Origin of the sequence: Qipengyuania sp. S6317L1 (assembly GCF_023015615.1) — a bacterium.
GTDB lineage: Bacteria > Pseudomonadota > Alphaproteobacteria > Sphingomonadales > Sphingomonadaceae > Erythrobacter.
The window spans coordinates 243,350-259,624 of sequence record NZ_JALKAJ010000003.1 but is presented as its reverse complement, the minus strand read 5'-3'; the positions used below and the strand labels follow the sequence as shown (position 1 = coordinate 259,624).

Sequence of the window (16,275 nt, the reverse complement as noted above, 5' to 3'; positions counted from 1 at the left end):
GAAGGCTTCGTCTCCGGGTTTTCTCGAACCGAAGCAGGGGTGCTTCCCGCGCTGGCAGAATTGCCCGCAGGATCATCCCCTATTGGAATAGTTGGCACATCGGCCATGCAGTAACGCCCCTCCCCCGTTTGGGTTGGTTGGCGTTAGTATGCGACAAATAGGTAGGAATTGGTAGTCAATGCTCAGCGAAACAGGCGGCCAGGCAAACAATATGCAAGTTGTGACGCGTTTTGCGCCCTCTCCGACGGGTTTTCTTCACATTGGTGGGGCCCGCACGGCATTGTTCAATTGGCTCTATGCTCGTCATTATGGTGGCAAAGCGCTTTTGCGGATCGAAGATACTGACAAAAAGCGCTCGACGCAGGAAGCAATCGAGGCAATCTTTGACGGCCTCGATTGGCTCGGTCTGCATTTTGACGACGAACCCGTTTTTCAATCAAAGCGGGCCGAGCGCCATGCACAAGTCGCCAATCAGTTGCTGGAGGCGGGCTACGCCTACAAGTGCTTTGCGACCGCCGAAGAACTTGAAGAGATGCGCGCCGAACAACGCGCCAACAAACAGCCTTTTCTCTATGATGGACGCTGGCGCGACCGCGATCCTTCCGAGGCTCCCGAAGGTGCGCCCTTCACCGTCCGATTAAAGACCCCGGCTGAGGGTGAGACGAGTATTTCGGATCAGGTGCAAGGCGAAGTTTCCGTTAAGAACGAAGAGCTTGACGATTATATCATCCTTCGCGCTGACGGCACACCGACCTATATGCTCGCGGTGGTGGTCGACGACCATGACATGGGCGTCACCCACGTCATCCGCGGCGATGATCATTTGAATAACGCGTTTCGCCAGCTTCCGATCTATCGCGCAATGGATGCGATCGAAGGGGGATGGCCTGATCCGGTCTATGCACATGTCCCGCTTATCCACGGTCAGGACGGAGGCAAGCTTTCCAAGCGTCACGGTGCGTTGGGTGCCGAGACGTATCGCGATGAATTTGGTATCCTTCCAGAAGCCCTGTTCAATTACTTGCTGCGGCTTGGCTGGGCGCATGGCGACCGCGAAGAATTTACGCGCGAAGAGGCGATTGAGCTATTCGATATCGCTGGCGTTGGCAAAAGCCCCTCTCGGTTTGACCTCAAGAAGCTTGAGAACCTCAATGGCCATTATATTCGGGAAGCAGATGATGCACGGCTTGCGCCTCTTGTCGCAAAGCGCATCGAAGCAAAAGCGGATCTGGATCTGCTTGCCAAGGCCATGCCAGTCCTCAAACCTCGTGCAAAGACACTTGATGAACTTGCTGAAGGCGCTGGCTTTTTGTTCGCAAAACAGCCTCTTGAGATGACCGAAAAGGCGGCAAAATTCCTCGATGATGATGGCAGAGCCCGTCTGCGCCTGATTTCCAACGCATTATCGGGCGAAAATGACTGGACAATGGAGGCTCTCGAAGCCACTACGAAGGCGCTCGCCGAGGACCTGGATCTGGGATTTGGCAAGATTGCGCAGCCGCTTCGTGCTGCGCTGACTGGGACGACAACCTCGCCTGGAATTTTTGACGTACTTGTCCTGCTGGGACGGGACGAATCCTTGGCTCGCATCGACGCGCAATCAGCGTGACCGGCGCGGGGAAACAAGGACAGGATATTGACTGATTAGGAGACTCATGGTGGCTGATAAGCAAGCGACGCTCGGACTCGGCGGTTCGACAAACGAATTCCCCGTGCTCGAAGGAAGCACAGGGCCTGACGTAATTGATATTCGCAAGCTTTACGGCGCGACCGGCGCCTTCACCTTCGACCCGGGCTATAAGTCGACTGCTAGCTGTGAAAGCGCACTGACCTATATCGATGGGCAAGAGGGGGTATTGCTCCACCGCGGCTACCCGATTGGCCAGCTTGCAGAGCATTCTAGCTTCATGGAAGTGAGCTATCTGCTCCTGAATGGCGAGCTGCCGAGCGCTGAAGAACTCGGCGACTTCGAAAACACGATTACCCGCCACACCATGCTGCACGAGCAACTGCGGACTTTCCTTCAGGGTTTCCGCCGCGATGCACACCCTATGGCAATCATGTGCGGCGTTGTCGGTGCGCTGTCTGCGTTTTACCACGACAGCACCGACATCTCCGATCCTGAGCACCGTAAGATTTCATCGCACCGCTTGATCGCAAAGATGCCGACCATCGCTGCTATGGCGTATAAGTATTCGGTTGGTCAGCCCTTCCTTTACCCTGATAATTCATTGTCTTACACCGGCAACTTCCTTCGCATGACCTTCGGCGTGCCGGCGGAAGAGTACGAAGTGCACCCGGCGATCGAAAAGGCGATGGACCGCATTTTCATCCTCCACGCCGACCACGAACAGAACGCCTCGACTTCAACCGTGCGTCTTGCAGGCTCCTCTGGCGCAAACCCGTTTGCCTGTATCGCTGCAGGTATCGCCTGTCTTTGGGGTCCGGCGCATGGCGGCGCGAACGAAGCGGCTCTCAACATGCTGCAGGAAATCGGTACGCCTGATCGCATTCCGCACTATATCGAGCGCGCGAAGGACAAGAACGATCCATTCCGTCTCATGGGCTTTGGTCACCGGGTCTACAAAAACTACGACCCGCGTGCGACCGTGATGCAAAAGACGCTTCGCGAAGTGTTTGAAGCGCTCAAGACGACCGATCCTGTGTTTGAAACCGCGCTTAAACTCGAAGAGATCGCGCTTAACGACGACTACTTCAAAGAGAAGAAGCTCTTCCCGAACGTCGATTTCTATTCCGGTATCATTCTGAGCTCGATCGGCTTCCCGACCACCATGTTCACCGCGCTCTTCGCGCTCGCACGCACGGTTGGCTGGGTGGCACAATGGAACGAGATGATCTCCGATCCAGCTCAGGTTATCGGCCGTCCACGCCAGCTTTACACTGGCCCGACGCAGCGCGACTACGTTCCGGTCGACAAGCGCTGATCTGATAGAATTTCTGATAAAGCAAACGCGGTCTGTCTTTGGGCAGGCCGCGTTTTTTTATGGGTCAGCCTTGGGAAGCGTCAGCTTGAACTCTGCGCCGACCAAATCCTCATCGACCGGCGGCTGAATCACTTCGAGATCGCCGCCCATCGCTAACGCAAGCTTTCGCGAAATATAGAGGCCAAGGCCGGAACCTGTGTCGTTCCCACCATCGCTATCACGGCCAAGCCTTTCGAATTTCTCGAAAATCTTGGTCGATTGCTCTTGGGTGACGCCCGGTCCCTGATCAATGACGCTCAGGCTCACCGTATCGTTGGAATTTGCCCAAGAGGTCACTGTGACACTGCTTCCCTCAGGTGAATAAGCGATCGCATTACCGATCAGATTGATGAGAATTTGAAGCACCCGTCGGAATTCGGCAATGGCAAAGAGAGGTTCTGCGGCCGCTTCGACGGAAACGCTGATTTCGCGCGCCGAAGCCCGCACGCCGAGGATCCCGGCTGCGCGCTTGGCTATGTCGCGGACATCGACACGGTCCTTGGCAGTTTTGAACCCGGGGGCCTCGACCACTTCCAGATCGGCAAGATCGTCGAGCATTCCCGACAAATGCTGCCCCGCAGCAGCGATGTTGGCTGCATATTCGCTGTATTCGTCGCGCAATGGTCCCGCGAGCCGCGCGTGAATGGTCTCGGCATTCGCAACGATGCGCGCAATGGGTTGGCGCAAGACAGGGGTAAGAGCGCTCCCGATAAGGCGTGAATGTTCGGGAAGTGCAATGTGAGATGCCTTATCCACCTTGGCTGTTTCGCCCAGCGGTTCCTTCGCGATCAGCAACAGTTCGAACCCGTGCGGGGCATCCGACGAAAAGCCGATGGGTAGAAGCCTCACACGCCATTGGCGCACCGATCCCGGCACCCTTGCTGTCGCCCCATCCAGCAAGCGCCAGTGTAAAGGTTGTTCATGAGCTATCCCATCCAACGCTATATAATCACTCCAGATTTTACCCGGCTCGTCATCAATCGCATGTGCCAATGCTATGGCATCGGGGCTGTGCGATGTGAGCGCGCGAATGGCCTGATTTGCATCAAGATGCGCTGTTATCTCTGCTGTGGCCCGGTCCGCGTCATCCAGCCATTGTGTAGCACCGCGACCTCCTTCTTCGAGATGCGGCGCGCTCAGCCAGTTCTCAATCAGTATCTCGCAGCCGGAGCCACCTTCCGCCCCGTCGACTGCGACATTTTCAAGCGGGTGTATCCGAACGAAACCGGAGACCAGATCTTCGCCGTAAAGCGCTGAAAACGGACGCGCAATGCGCAGTCCCTGCTCCCTGCACTGGCGCACAAGGTCGAGCAATTCGGGAACAGCAAGTGTGCCTGATACCTTGCCTCCGCAAGCTTCCTGCAAATCGGCAAGTAGCTCGTCAGCGCTGATCAGGCGATCGTGGTCGTCCGTCGTGCCTTTCGCGGCCACAAGAGATTGATGCCGGTTCATTTCGGCACGCCTTGTTGCATATGCGCTGCGAGCATGTCGCGCGCATACACTTGGGAAATCGCCTCAAGACCGCCGGGAATGGCCTTTGTACCGCCCAGAAGAGCGATCTGACGCTCGCTCGCCGCGCCATTCAACCCTGCAGCTTTGAGCATTAAGGCGAGGCGCACAGTTTGTCCCTCGTGGCAAGCGAACACCGCGTGTTCACGCTCTAGCGACAGGAGCGATGCGCACGAACTGGCAAACAAGCCAAGCCCTGCGTGAGCAAGGTCCAGACCGGCAACCGCCCCACCCCTCATCGCCGAGGTGAGCCGCGCCAACAGGCCGATGCGATTTGTCCCTTCGTCATAATCGCTTTTGAGCTTGGGAAGGGCTTCATTCCCCACAGCAACATCCGCATCGTTCGCTGCCGCTTCGCCATGCTCCACCGTCCGGGCGAACACCTCAAATGGCAGCTCGCCCAATGGCAGCTCCATGCGTGTGTGGTTTAAACTAAAGCGAGATTGAGCGGCGAGCACGCTCATGGCAATCTCGGCGATTGCAGCGTTGTCAGAGGCAATGAGCTCTTGCAGCAGAGGGCTAAGAACCGGGTCAATCGCGCAATTTTGTTCGAGATTTTTGGCGATCAGACCTTCGAGCGCAACCGAATATACGTGGTCCACAACGTTCGCATCACCAGCCAGACGGTTTGATAACGCTTGGCGTACAACGGTTTCGGGCGCATCGCGGCCGGTGTCACTAAACGTTGCGGCCAGCAATTGACGGGTGAGATGCTCCAGCTGGCCGCGCATCACGGCAATGATCGCGTCGCTGAACAGACTCGGGCCATCGCTGTCGAGAAAATGCGCAAAGACAGGCACGACCGAGGCCCGCGCACGATTGCCGCGCGCAAGCTCCTCTCGCAGGAGCAAGTCCACTGATGCAGACTGAGATCGATCCATGGTTACTTTGCCCATCACGTAGCCCATACAGGCTCGTGGTTAACCCCTGGTTAGCTTAGAGATTTAATCGGAGCGATGTGTCTATTGCTTCCTCGAGGAAACAGCCAGTTGCAATAGCGCTGCGAGGGCAAATGCGATTAAACTCTCTTGCAGGTATCCAAGACCTGCGAAGAGCGCAAAGATAAGCAAATGAGCCGGCGTGTCGCGCCAGAACGCGCTGATCTGCCTCGACCGCTCTTGCCCGTTGATCGAGGCAAGGCCAAGCGCCAGAACCGGCAGCGATGCCCGCACGAGCCAGTCGTCCTCCTGGGAATTTGCCATCACAAGAGTGACTAGAGCGAGCATCAGCATCACAAAAGGAAAGCCAATCTGCCAGATCCGGTCTTCCACCGAGGTATATAGCGCGCTGCGCAGAGCGCGCCCGTTCGCGCTCAACACGGCTGCAAATGCGGCGACCGCTGCAACGAGGAGTCCCGGCACTGCGTAGCCGAACCACGCCAGACCTGCTCCGATTAGACCCAACAATAGCGCGCTTAATCCGCACCCTTCAGGCGCTGATTGAAGCCAGAGAGGTCCGGTCCGGCGCACGATTTCGGTGGCGCCTGCGCTTATTGGTCCAGCCCATTGCTGATCGGGCAGGCTGAGTGACATCATTTTCGCTTCGCGCCGCTCCAGTGCAGCCTTGTCTCCAGCAGGAACCCAATCATCGCCTTCCAGAAATTGTGAAGGAACAGCGTTGCACCCGGTGCGCTCTTGCAAGGCAAGTCGCAAAAGAAGCGAAACCGCATCGCCATCTTCCGGTAAATCGCCAAGCCCATGCACGCATTTACCCGGTATGATCGCTGCGCCTGCCCAATGACGATCGCGGTCGATCCGCTCAAACAGGTCGGGAAACGTCGAAGCAAGCGCATGGTTGGCCGGAAGCGTCCAGATGCCGGACACGAGTTCACCCTCGTGTGTCAGTAAATCGGTAGCGGTCTCGGCGCTCAAGAATAAGCCATCGCACAAAAGGAAAACGTCATCTGTGTCGCGAACGAGGTTCACCAATTGCAGCGGACCCCGCGCGGTGTGAAATGCTAGCCCCTTGTTTTCCAACCGACGCTGTTGAGCGATGACTGCCGAGGAAGGGGAGTCGCACAGGCAAATTACCCGCTCGCACCCAAGGCGCAAAGCCACATCAACCTGCCACGCAAGCAGCGCACGACTGGCCACCACCTCTTCGGCAAGAAGACTGCCGTGGCGGTCACGTGTAAGGGCAGAGATGAGCGCAGTGCGCAAAGCCGAACTCCTAATAAGGAAAGGCTCTTCGCTAAGCGCCTTGACCACCCCGCATCAAGCGGTTTGGAGCCGGTCTTTCCACGATTTTGCGGTGGTAGGTGTCAGAATTTGAGTGAATTCTTGCCCGTGAAGCCTGCAAGCACTTGCTCGATCTCACGCACAGCCATCGGCTCTCCCGGCGCGCAAGTGAGCGCATGTTCGGCAGCATCAAGCAATTCCTGGGCGTGAAAGCTGGCCGCTAAACCCTTGAGCCGCAACGCCGCGACATTCCAATTGCCGTCGCAGCGCGAGCGTTTCAGAAGGTCGAGATGTTTCTCTGCGCTCTCCAGAAACGCAAGGCGCAATTCGCCAAGCAAAGCTGCGTTATCGCCCGCAGCTGCTGCCAAAGTCGCATCAAGAGCTCCGCTTTCATAAGCCATAGAGCCATCCAGTAACCCAAATCGGGTTAATGCGGGGTTTATCCTTTGCTGTGGTGTGGTATTTATCCAGATATGGCAGGTAGAAAACACATCCGCGCAGTCAGCCAAGAAGCTGAAAATAAAGCGCAATCCAGCAGAAACGCGACCGATGAGGCACGTGAGGGCGTTGATCTTTCCGATGCGATTGAGCCTGATGAACCGCTCGAACTGACGGAAAATGAGTTTGAGGAGGAGTATGATGAACTCCACCCGTCGCGCGAAATTGCTTGGCTCGCACCTGCCGTCGCCATTGTCTTAGCCCTGACTTGGACCGGCTTTTATGGCTGGGCGATGCGGGGAGATATTTTGGCGGCGACCACGCAGCCCTCCGTTTGGGTAAGCTTGCTCGTGAACTGGTCAGTTCCGCTCCTCTTGATCGGGATGGCCTGGCTGCTTGCGATGCGCAATTCGCGTGCCGAAGCGAACCGGTTTGCCGCGAGTGCGGCCATGTTGTCGCAAGAAAGCCGCGAGCTGGAGGACCGGCTGACCGTCGTCAATCGCGAGCTGAGCCTTGCGCGTGAATTCTTGAGCGCTCAATCCCTTGAGCTTGAATCGCTGGGCCGGATCGCCAGCGAACGCATTTCCACCCATGCCGATGCCCTGCAAAGCCTCATCAAAGATAACGGCTCGCAGGTCGATGCCATCGGCAGCGCAAGCGAAAGCGCTCTCGCCAATATGACGCGGCTGCGCGCCAACCTGCCCGTCGTCGCAAATTCGGCGCGCGATGTTTCCAATCAAGTCGGCTCGGCCGGCCGCACCGCGCAAGAGCAACTGGATAAACTGGTTGCAGGCTTCGAAAGGCTCAACCAGTTCGGCAAGGCAAGCGAAGCGCAAGTAAGCTCGCTTGAGGGCGAGGTGAGCGCCATCCTTGAGCGGTTCCAGACACAAATTGATGCAATCGAAGGGGCTGCCGGTTCAAGGTTCAGCGCCTTGCAGGAGAGCACAGAAAGCTATCGCAGCGAGGTATCGCAGACCGAGGAAGCCGCCATTGCCGCCCTCAAAGAGCGGACCGCTTTGCTGCAATCCGAAACGCAAACCATCAGCGATGATCTGCGCGCGGCAGAACACAAAGCGATGGAGCAACTTAATGCATCCAAGGAACGTTTTATCGCGCAAATGACCGCAGCGATTGAGCGGCTCGATGAAACCGATGCAAAAACGATCGCCAAGGCGCAGAACCGGGTCGATCAATTGAACGCCAATGTCGCGCTATTCACTGAACAGCTTTCGACACGGGATCGCCAGTTCAACGAGCAGGTAGCGCAAGTTCAGGAACGCTTCTCGACCAATGAAGCGCAGGCAAGCGAGGTTCTGGCTCAGCGTCTTTCCGACCTTGATGATGCACTGGCCGAACGCCGTGACGCGCATCTTGCAGAGACGGAAAAGCTAGAAGCACACAGCACCGCGATTGCCGGACAAATGGAGCGATTAGCTGCCTTGCTTGCGGAAACAGGCGGACAGGGTGAGGCAACCCGTGAGGCGCTGTCGTCTGGGCTGGCAGCGCTAGACGAGCAACTCGAAGACAAGCGTGCGAAACTGCGCGAGACCGAGGCTGAAATTGCCAACCTTACCGAAAACGGTATTCGCCTGCTTGAGATCATCCAATCAAGTGCCAAGTTCAGCCGCGAGGATTTGCCGGAGGCGATGCAGACCACGCTGGGCGCTTTGAGTGACGTCGAAGAACGTGCACAGGAAGTTTCTACTTTGATGCTGGCGACCAATGAGAAGGCAGATGCCCTCACCTCCTACCTTGTTGATGCGCGCACCAAAGTCGATGACAACGAAGCGTCCATCGAAGCGCTTCAAGCCAAGGTCCAGGAACAATCCGAGGAAGCACTGGCAAAGATCAACGGTCTGCGCAGCGGGCTAACCGAATTGGCGCAGGTAAGCGAAGCATTCTCTGGCGAGACGCAAGACCACCTGCGCGGCAGCATAGAGAAACTCGAAGAGGCAACACGCCAAGTGTTTGATACCTTGGAGACTGGCACCAGCGAGAAAGTCGACGCGGTCGCACAAAGCCTTTCAGAGCGAGCGGTTGCGGAACTCGAACGGTCCTTGCGCATCAATTCGTCAGAGGCCGCTGGAAAGCTCGAACAAGCGGCGGCCCACGCCTCTGGAGTGAGCCGTGAGGCAACCTCCCATTTGCGCGATCAACTCGCCAAGGTGAATGAGCTTACCATCAATCTGGAACAACGGATTGCAAGAGCGCGAGAACTTGCCGAAGAACAGGTCAACAATGACTTCTCGCGGCGCATGGCGCTTATCACAGATAGCCTGAATTCATCGGCCATCGATATCACGACCGCGCTCTCACAAGAGGTTTCGGAAACTGCCTGGGATGCTTACCTCAAGGGCGAGCGCGGCATCTTCACAAGGCGGGCCGTGCGTTTGATCGAAAGCGGGGAAGCGCGTGAGATTGCCGAGCTTTATCAAAGCGATGGCGAATTCAAGGCAAACGTAAGCCGCTACATTCACGACTTTGAGGCGATGCTACGCTCTGTGCTGTCAACCAGAGACGGCAAAGCTCTGGGCGTGACAGTCCTCGGCTCTGACGTCGGCAAGCTCTACGTGGTGCTTGCGCAGGCGATCGAACGTCTGCGTTAATCTAGGGCTTTATCCTTCGCGGGATAGGTTTTCAGGCGGCTTTGGCAGAATGTCGAGGTCACTCGCGCCGATCCAACCATACTCGTAATTGAGCACGAAGAGGCTGGTGAGCACAATCGCGATCAGCGTTGCGCGGAACAGCAGCTTGCCCGGCTTGAATTGTGCTGGCGCGCTTTCGGACTGCCCCGGCACAAGCGCTTCGCCTGCCTCTTCCGATGTGCGCACACCGAAAGGCAACATCATGAACGCACTCATCACCCAGATGAGAAAATAGACAGCGAGGATAGAGGTCCACTGCATTAGTCTGTCGCACCTGAAAGACCCGGCATAAGCACGCGGACTTGCGGGTTCTTGCCTGACCAGCGCCGGGCTGCTCGTCTCGCAGCAAGACGGGCTGCTTCGTGAACCGCAGAGGGATCGCTGGCATCGCGGCCCTTGAGCTTGCCTATCGCTTTGAGGATATCTTCGCGGGTTTCCTCGATGAACTCGGGCAGATCCTCATCAAGAGGCAAGCCAATCGCTTCGATAAGGGGGGCTTCTCCGCGAGCGAGAACCACGATGACGAGGCCCTCGAACGACACCCTCCGCCTTGTGTTCACGGCATTGCCATCAGCCGGTGAAATGATATCACCATCAAGGACGAGGCGGCCCGAGCGAACTTCACCGATTTTGCCGGGCTCTCCCGGTGCAAGCCGGACAATATCGCCGTTTGACTGGACCACGTTGCTGGCAATTCCGAACGCTTTGCCGACCCGCGCTTGCTCCTGCATATGCCGCATTTCGCCGTGCACAGGCACGAGCACATCAGGACGAAGCCAACCGTAAAGCGCTTCAAGCTCAGGACGTCCGGGGTGTCCCGAGACGTGGATGAAGCTTTGGCGATCGGTGATCATCTCGATCCCGCGAGCTGCGAGCTGGTTTTGCATTTTGCCAACCGCAATCTCATTGCCAGGGATAAGGCGCGATGAGAAAAGCACCACGTCGCCTGAGACAAGCTCAAGCGGATGATTGTCATCGGCAATTCTGGCCAACGCTGCGCGAGGCTCACCTTGTCCGCCGGTGGCCAAAATCATCACATCGCCGCGTGGAAGACGCATGGCGGTGTCGAAGTCCACTGGGGTGGGAAAGTCTTCGAGATAGCCGTTGTCCTGCGCCACCTCAAGAATTCGGTCGATCGAGCGGCCAGCCACACACACCTGCCGCCCGGTTTCGCGCGCCACTTCGCCCAGCGTTTGCAGACGGGCGACATTGCTCGCAAAGGTGGTCACGAGAACACGCTTGCCCTTGTGACGCGCGACCTCCTCCATCAGCCCCTTATGCACCGCGCCTTCGGAGCCCGAGGGGTTGGGATTAAAGACGTTGGTGCTGTCGCACACGAGCGCGAGGACGCCCTCATTGCCAATCTCGCGAAGCTCATCCTCTGTGGTTGGCTCACCGATGATCGGATCTTCGTCGAGTTTCCAGTCGCCCGTGTGAAAAATGCGGCCATGCGGCGTGTCGATCAGCAGCGCGTTTCCTTCCGCAATCGAGTGCGCGAGCGGGAGATACCTCACCGTAAAAGGCCAAATGTCGATCTGGCCGTGATCTTCCTCGATGATGTTAAGCTCAACCTGACCCAGAAGCCCCGCCTCTTCGAGTTTGCGGGCCACCAGATCAGCGGTGAACGGCGTCGCGTAGAGCGGCACGCCAAGCTCGCCAGCGAAGTAGGGCACGGCGCCAATGTGGTCTTCGTGCGCGTGGGTGAGGACGATGCCCAATAAGTCCGTGGTGCGCTCTTCAATGAATTCCAGATCAGCAAAAACGAGATCGACGCCGGGGTATTCGCCGCCCGAAAAGGTCATGCCAAGATCGACCATCAACCATTTGCCATTGCAGCCATAAAGGTTGACGTTCATGCCAATCTCGCCCGAGCCCCCAAGGGCGAGAAAGAGCAATTCATTTTCTGGGGTGTAGTCTTTTTTCACTTTGTTTTTATCGTTCTATCTCGATTGATACGGCATTCAGCTCAATGCCTGCCTAGCGAGGATCGCGAGGCCCTCAATGGTTAAATCGGCATCGACTTCGTCGAAAATATCGGTCGCCTCGTCAAACAATATGGCAAGGCCGCCGGTTGCGACAACTTTTACCGGACGGCCGATTTCGGTCTTCATCCGCGCAACGATCCCTTCCATCATTGCAACATAGCCCCAGAAAACTCCAATGAGCATTTGGTCTTCCGTGTTGCGTCCGATGACACTCTGGCTCGCTGGTGTTTCGATCGCAATGCGCGGTAGCTTTGCAGTCTTGCCAACCAAGGCGTCGAGCGACAGATTGATCCCGGGAGCGATTGAGCCGCCCTTATACGTGCCATTGAAATCAATCACTTCAAACTTTGTTGCCGTGCCAAAGTCGATCACGACAAGGTCACCGCCATATTTATGATGGGCCGCCAGAATATTGAGCGCGCGATCTGCACCAAGCGAGCTTGGCTGATCGACGTCGGCAACAAATGGCCATGCTGCCGCACCCTCGCCTGCTTTAAGCGGCGTGATATCGAAATATTTCTGGCTCAACACCGTCAGATTATGATCTGCGCGCGGCACAACAGAGGCGTAGATGATCGCATTCACATCCTCGCGCGACACACCTTCAATATCGAGAAGCTGTAAGAGCCAGACCGCATACTCATCGCCCGTCCGGCGCGGATCGGTGGCGATGCGCCAGCGTGCGCGCGGCGGCATGGTAAAACCGCCCTCCCCGTCAGGCTCAAACAGGGCAAAGACAACATTGGTGTTTCCGACGTCAGCTGCCAGCAGCATTGCGGCGCTCCCTTTATGAAATGTCTCCAGCTCGAATGACACGTTCCGAGCCATCCGCCAAGCGCAGCCTCAATGCGCCATCACTTTCTTCCAACCCTGCAAAGCTGCCTGAGATGTACGTGCCGTCAGTGTCATGGACGGTGATCGCGCTTCCGCTCGAGTGCATTGAGCGTTCAAGAAAATGGGTAAGCAGGTGCGGCAATCCGCGTTGACGCCACTCACCAAGCCAAGCCGCAAAATTGCTGGCAAGTTCATGCGCAAACGCATCGACATTCACCACCGTACCAATGTCGACAAGCGCGCTTGTCTTTCGATCCGGCAAGCTTGGGGCTTGGGCAAGGTTCACGCCGATACCGGCGACAATCGTATTCCCAACCAGTTCAAGCAGAATGCCGGAGAGCTTGCCGTCGTTCAAAAGCACATCATTGGGCCATTTTAGCTTGAGATTGTGCGCCGCATTCGATGCCTGAAGAGTGGTGTCAAAAACAGCCAAGGCGGCGACGAAACTCAATGACGCGGGCGGAGGGTCATCCGCTGCAAGAGTAACAACTGTCGAGCCCATGAAATTGCCCGAACCATCGAACCATTCGCGGCCCTGACGCCCCTTGCCTGCAGTTTGGCGCCGGGCGACAAGCCAATCACCCTCTACCGGCCTTGCATCTGAACGAAGCGCTCCCGCCAAATCTGCGTTGGTAGAGCCTGTTTTCTCGACGAAGCGGATCAAGCCGCCCATCCTCTAGACAGCAAGGAACAGCGCATATGCTGCCTTGTTGGCAAGATCGCTGATCGAACCCGTCATGAGATAGCCCAGCGGCGAAATGATCGCTGCGGTGATCGCGAGCAGGACCCAATGCGACGTCTCACTTTTGCCGGTCGCAAGTCCCACAGGCTCATCAAAGAACATGACCTTCACAAACTTGATGTAGTAGAACGCGCCGATCACGCTGGCGGCAATGCCAATGGCTGCGAACACTATTAGGTCTGCTTCGACCACGGCCTGGAATACGACGAACTTGCTGTAGAAGCCGAGAAGCGGCGGGATACCAGCAAGGCTGAACATGAAGAGCAACAGAGCCCAGGCGATGGCAGGTCGCGTAACAGCGAGGCCTGCAATGTCGCCGAAAGTCTCATAAAGCTCACCATCCGCACCACGCAGCATCAGAAGCGCTGTAAAGCTACCAAGGCTCATCACCACATAGATGACGAGGTAAATCAACATTGCACTTGCGCCCGCCGGAGTAGCCACTGCGAGGCCCAAGAGGATGAAACCGACGTTGTTGATCGACGAGTAGGCCAGCAAGCGTTTCAAATTGTCCTGACCAATAGCACCAAGCGCACCGAAGACGATCGAGGCCAAGGCGGTAAACATTACGATCTGTTGCCAGGCCTGAACCTGACCGCCGAAGACTTCGAAAACGACGCGCGCGGTGAGCGCGACCGCTGCGACCTTCGGCGCAGTGGCGAAAAACAGCGTGACCGGCGTAGGAGCCCCTTCGTAGACGTCAGGCGTCCACATGTGGAACGGCACTGCGGCAATCTTGAACGCGAGGCCGGCAAGGACAAAAGTCAAACCGAAAAGCTGTCCGGTCGAAAGCTCTCCCTCAAGGCCAGCACGAACGCTTGCGAAGTCGGTGCCGCCGGTGAAGCCGTAAAGGAGGCTGATGCCGTACAACAGAATGCCCGAAGCAAGCGCTCCAAGGACGAAATATTTAAGACCTGCTTCTGCCGAACGCGTATCCTTGCGCAGGATCGCTGCGAGCACATAAGCCGCAAGCGAGTTCAATTCGAGCCCCATATAAAGCGTCATGAAATCGCTGGCCGAAACCATGATGCTCATACCCAGCGTCGCGAACAGGACAAGCACGGGATATTCCGCGCGAAGCCCGCGTTCGCTCGCGGCTGCGGGGCCGTTGAAAAAAGCCGGCGCAACCATCAGCGCGCCGATACCTGCAAGATAGATCAACGCCTTTGAGAAGAGCGCGAAGCTGTCGATCTTCAGAAGCGTGCCGAACGCATAAGTGTCAGGACCATCAGTTCCGAAGTGCAGGCCGGGAATGGTGAAAAGGCCCGCCGTGAACAAAGTGCCAGCAGCGACAATTGTCGCTGCGCGCGCGGCTTTGTCACCGACCCATGCGGCAACAAGCAGCAGAACGAGGCCCGCGCCCGTGAGGATCAATTCTGGAATGACCAGAGCGAAGGAGGATGAGAAATCGAGCATCAGTGCGCCTCCCCTTCGTGTCCCTCGAACTCGATGGCGTTGGCCGCCTCGCTCAAGGGTTCACCGCCGGTAAGCGCTGCATCGCTGGCAGGTGCAGCTGCAGAAAGTAGCGCATCAAGCGCAGCAATGTCGGCGCGCATCGGTGCCAGAAAGCTCTCAGGATAGACACCCATCCAAAGAACGACAGCAGCGATCGGGGTCATCATAATCCATTCGCGCGCTGTAATGTCTTTCATCGCGGCGGCGTCAGCGTTCTTCTGATCACCGAAAGCCACGCGGCGGTAGAGGTAGAGCATGTAAGCTGCGCCCAGAATAATGCCAGTGGTGCTCACAAGCGCCACGAGGCTGGAAGTTTGGTAGATGCCGGCAAGCGAGAGGAATTCGCCCACGAACCCGCTGGTGCCAGGCAGGCCAATGGATGCCATGGTGAAAAACAGGAAAAACAAAGCGTAATACGGCATGTTGATGGAAAGGCCGCCGTAACGTTCAATCTCGCGGGTGTGCAGGCGGTCGTAGATGACGCCGACACACAGGAAGAGCGCACCAGAGACGAGGCCGTGCGAGAGCATGACGATCATTGCGCCTTCAAGGCCCTGCACATTGAATGCAAAAAGGCCGACGGTCACGATCGCCATGTGAGCGACCGACGAGTAAGCAATCAGCTTCTTCATATCCGCCTGAACCAGCGCGACCAATGAGGTGTAAATCACCGCGATCATCGAGAGGATGAAAACGAACCACGCAAAGTCGGCGCTGGCATCAGGAAACATAGGCAGACTGAAACGGATAAAGCCATATCCGCCCAGTTTCAGCAAGACGCCTGCAAGGATCACAGAACCGGCAGTTGGTGCCTGAACGTGCGCATCGGGAAGCCAGGTGTGGAACGGCCACATCGGCACCTTCACCGCAAAGCTCGCGAAGAACGCCAGCCACAGCCACGTCTGCGCCCCGCCGGGGAAATTGTACTGCATCAGCGTCGGAATGTCCGACGTGCCAGCTTCGCTCACCATCCAGAACATCGCGATCAGCATCAGAACCGAGCCAATCAGCGTGTAGAGGAAGAACTTGTAGCTCGCGTAAATGCGGTTGTCCCCACCCCACACGCCGATGATGAGATACATCGGAATAAGGCCAGCTTCGAAGAAGATATAGAACAGGAACAGATCCTGCGCCGCAAACGTCCCGATCATCAGCACTTCCATGAACAGGAAGGCCGCCATGTATTCGCCGGTGCGCTTCTTGATCGAATCCCAACTCGCGAGAATGCAGATCGGCATGAGGAACACGCTGAGCATAATTAGCATCAGCGCAATGCCGTCGATCCCGAGAGCGTAAGAGAAGCCTGCGACTAGCTCATACTTTTCCTGAAACTGCCATTGCGCGCCGCCAATCTCGTAATTGGCCCACAGCATGATGCCGAGAACAAATGTCACGAGCGTAGCGCCGAGCGCGATCACGCGCGAGGCTGAACCTGCGAACAAACATGCCAACGCGCCTGCAAGCGGCACCAGCATCATGATGGTGAGGATGGGAAAGTCCATTACG

13 protein-coding genes are annotated in these 16,275 nt (G+C 57.0%); 3 read left to right on the top strand and 10 right to left on the bottom strand.

Going from position 1 to position 16,275, the window contains the following annotated elements; genetic code table 11:
* Positions 1-178 precede the first annotated feature (178 nt).
* Complete coding sequence (gene gltX / locus MWU38_RS08895; RefSeq protein WP_247271495.1) at positions 179-1,609, top strand: glutamate--tRNA ligase; 1,431 nt, start codon at positions 179-181, stop codon at positions 1,607-1,609.
* A 49-nt stretch (positions 1,610-1,658) separates the two neighbouring features.
* On the top strand, positions 1,659-2,945 hold the full coding sequence (locus MWU38_RS08890) for a citrate synthase (RefSeq protein ID WP_247271494.1): 1,287 nt from the start codon (positions 1,659-1,661) through the stop codon (positions 2,943-2,945).
* A 57-nt stretch (positions 2,946-3,002) separates the two neighbouring features.
* Here the strand turns inward: MWU38_RS08890 and MWU38_RS08885 are convergent, their stop codons facing one another.
* The 4 genes from MWU38_RS08885 to MWU38_RS08870 form a co-directional block, all read right to left on the bottom strand.
* The gene (locus MWU38_RS08885) at positions 3,003-4,436 is read right to left on the bottom strand and encodes a HAMP domain-containing sensor histidine kinase (RefSeq protein ID WP_247271493.1); all 1,434 of its coding nucleotides are present in this window, start codon (positions 4,434-4,436) and stop codon (positions 3,003-3,005) included.
* On the bottom strand, positions 4,433-5,389 hold the full coding sequence (locus MWU38_RS08880) for a hypothetical protein (RefSeq protein ID WP_247271492.1): 957 nt from the start codon (positions 5,387-5,389) through the stop codon (positions 4,433-4,435). Before MWU38_RS08880 ends, MWU38_RS08885 begins: the two co-directional genes overlap by 4 nt.
* A 66-nt stretch (positions 5,390-5,455) precedes the next feature.
* Positions 5,456-6,652: a hypothetical protein gene (locus MWU38_RS08875; RefSeq protein WP_247271491.1), complete on the bottom strand. Its 1,197-nt coding sequence runs from the start codon at positions 6,650-6,652 to the stop codon at positions 5,456-5,458.
* 101 nt (positions 6,653-6,753) lie between these two features.
* The gene (locus MWU38_RS08870) at positions 6,754-7,071 is read right to left on the bottom strand and encodes an Hpt domain-containing protein (RefSeq protein ID WP_247271490.1); all 318 of its coding nucleotides are present in this window, start codon (positions 7,069-7,071) and stop codon (positions 6,754-6,756) included.
* A gap of 72 nt (positions 7,072-7,143) precedes the next feature.
* Between MWU38_RS08870 and MWU38_RS08865 the strand changes: the two genes are divergently transcribed.
* Positions 7,144-9,714 (top strand): ATPase, encoded by a 2,571-nt coding sequence (locus MWU38_RS08865; RefSeq protein WP_247271489.1) that lies wholly within the window; start codon positions 7,144-7,146, stop codon positions 9,712-9,714.
* A gap of 9 nt (positions 9,715-9,723) precedes the next feature.
* Here the strand turns inward: MWU38_RS08865 and MWU38_RS08860 are convergent, their stop codons facing one another.
* Genes MWU38_RS08860 through MWU38_RS08835 form a run of 6 tightly spaced genes read right to left on the bottom strand, consistent with a single transcriptional unit; the run spans position 9,724 to position 16,271 of the window.
* Positions 9,724-10,014 (bottom strand): DUF1467 family protein, encoded by a 291-nt coding sequence (locus MWU38_RS08860; protein WP_247271488.1) that lies wholly within the window; start codon positions 10,012-10,014, stop codon positions 9,724-9,726.
* The gene (locus MWU38_RS08855; RefSeq protein ID WP_247271487.1) at positions 10,014-11,678 is read right to left on the bottom strand and encodes a ribonuclease J; all 1,665 of its coding nucleotides are present in this window, start codon (positions 11,676-11,678) and stop codon (positions 10,014-10,016) included. Before MWU38_RS08855 ends, MWU38_RS08860 begins: the two co-directional genes overlap by 1 nt.
* 36 nt (positions 11,679-11,714) lie before the next feature.
* Positions 11,715-12,512, bottom strand: coding sequence for a type III pantothenate kinase (locus tag MWU38_RS08850; protein WP_247271486.1), 798 nt, complete (start codon positions 12,510-12,512; stop codon positions 11,715-11,717).
* A gap of 13 nt (positions 12,513-12,525) precedes the next feature.
* On the bottom strand, positions 12,526-13,245 hold the full coding sequence (locus MWU38_RS08845) for a biotin--[acetyl-CoA-carboxylase] ligase (protein ID WP_348646875.1): 720 nt from the start codon (positions 13,243-13,245) through the stop codon (positions 12,526-12,528).
* A 3-nt stretch (positions 13,246-13,248) separates the two neighbouring features.
* Positions 13,249-14,730, bottom strand: a complete 1,482-nt coding sequence (gene nuoN, locus MWU38_RS08840; RefSeq protein WP_247271484.1) for an NADH-quinone oxidoreductase subunit NuoN — start codon at positions 14,728-14,730, stop codon at positions 13,249-13,251.
* Positions 14,730-16,271 carry an NADH-quinone oxidoreductase subunit M gene (locus MWU38_RS08835; protein WP_247271483.1) on the bottom strand — a complete coding sequence of 514 codons (1,542 nt, stop codon included), beginning with the start codon at positions 16,269-16,271 and terminating at the stop codon, positions 14,730-14,732. Before MWU38_RS08835 ends, nuoN begins: the two co-directional genes overlap by 1 nt.
* Positions 16,272-16,275 lie beyond the last annotated feature (4 nt).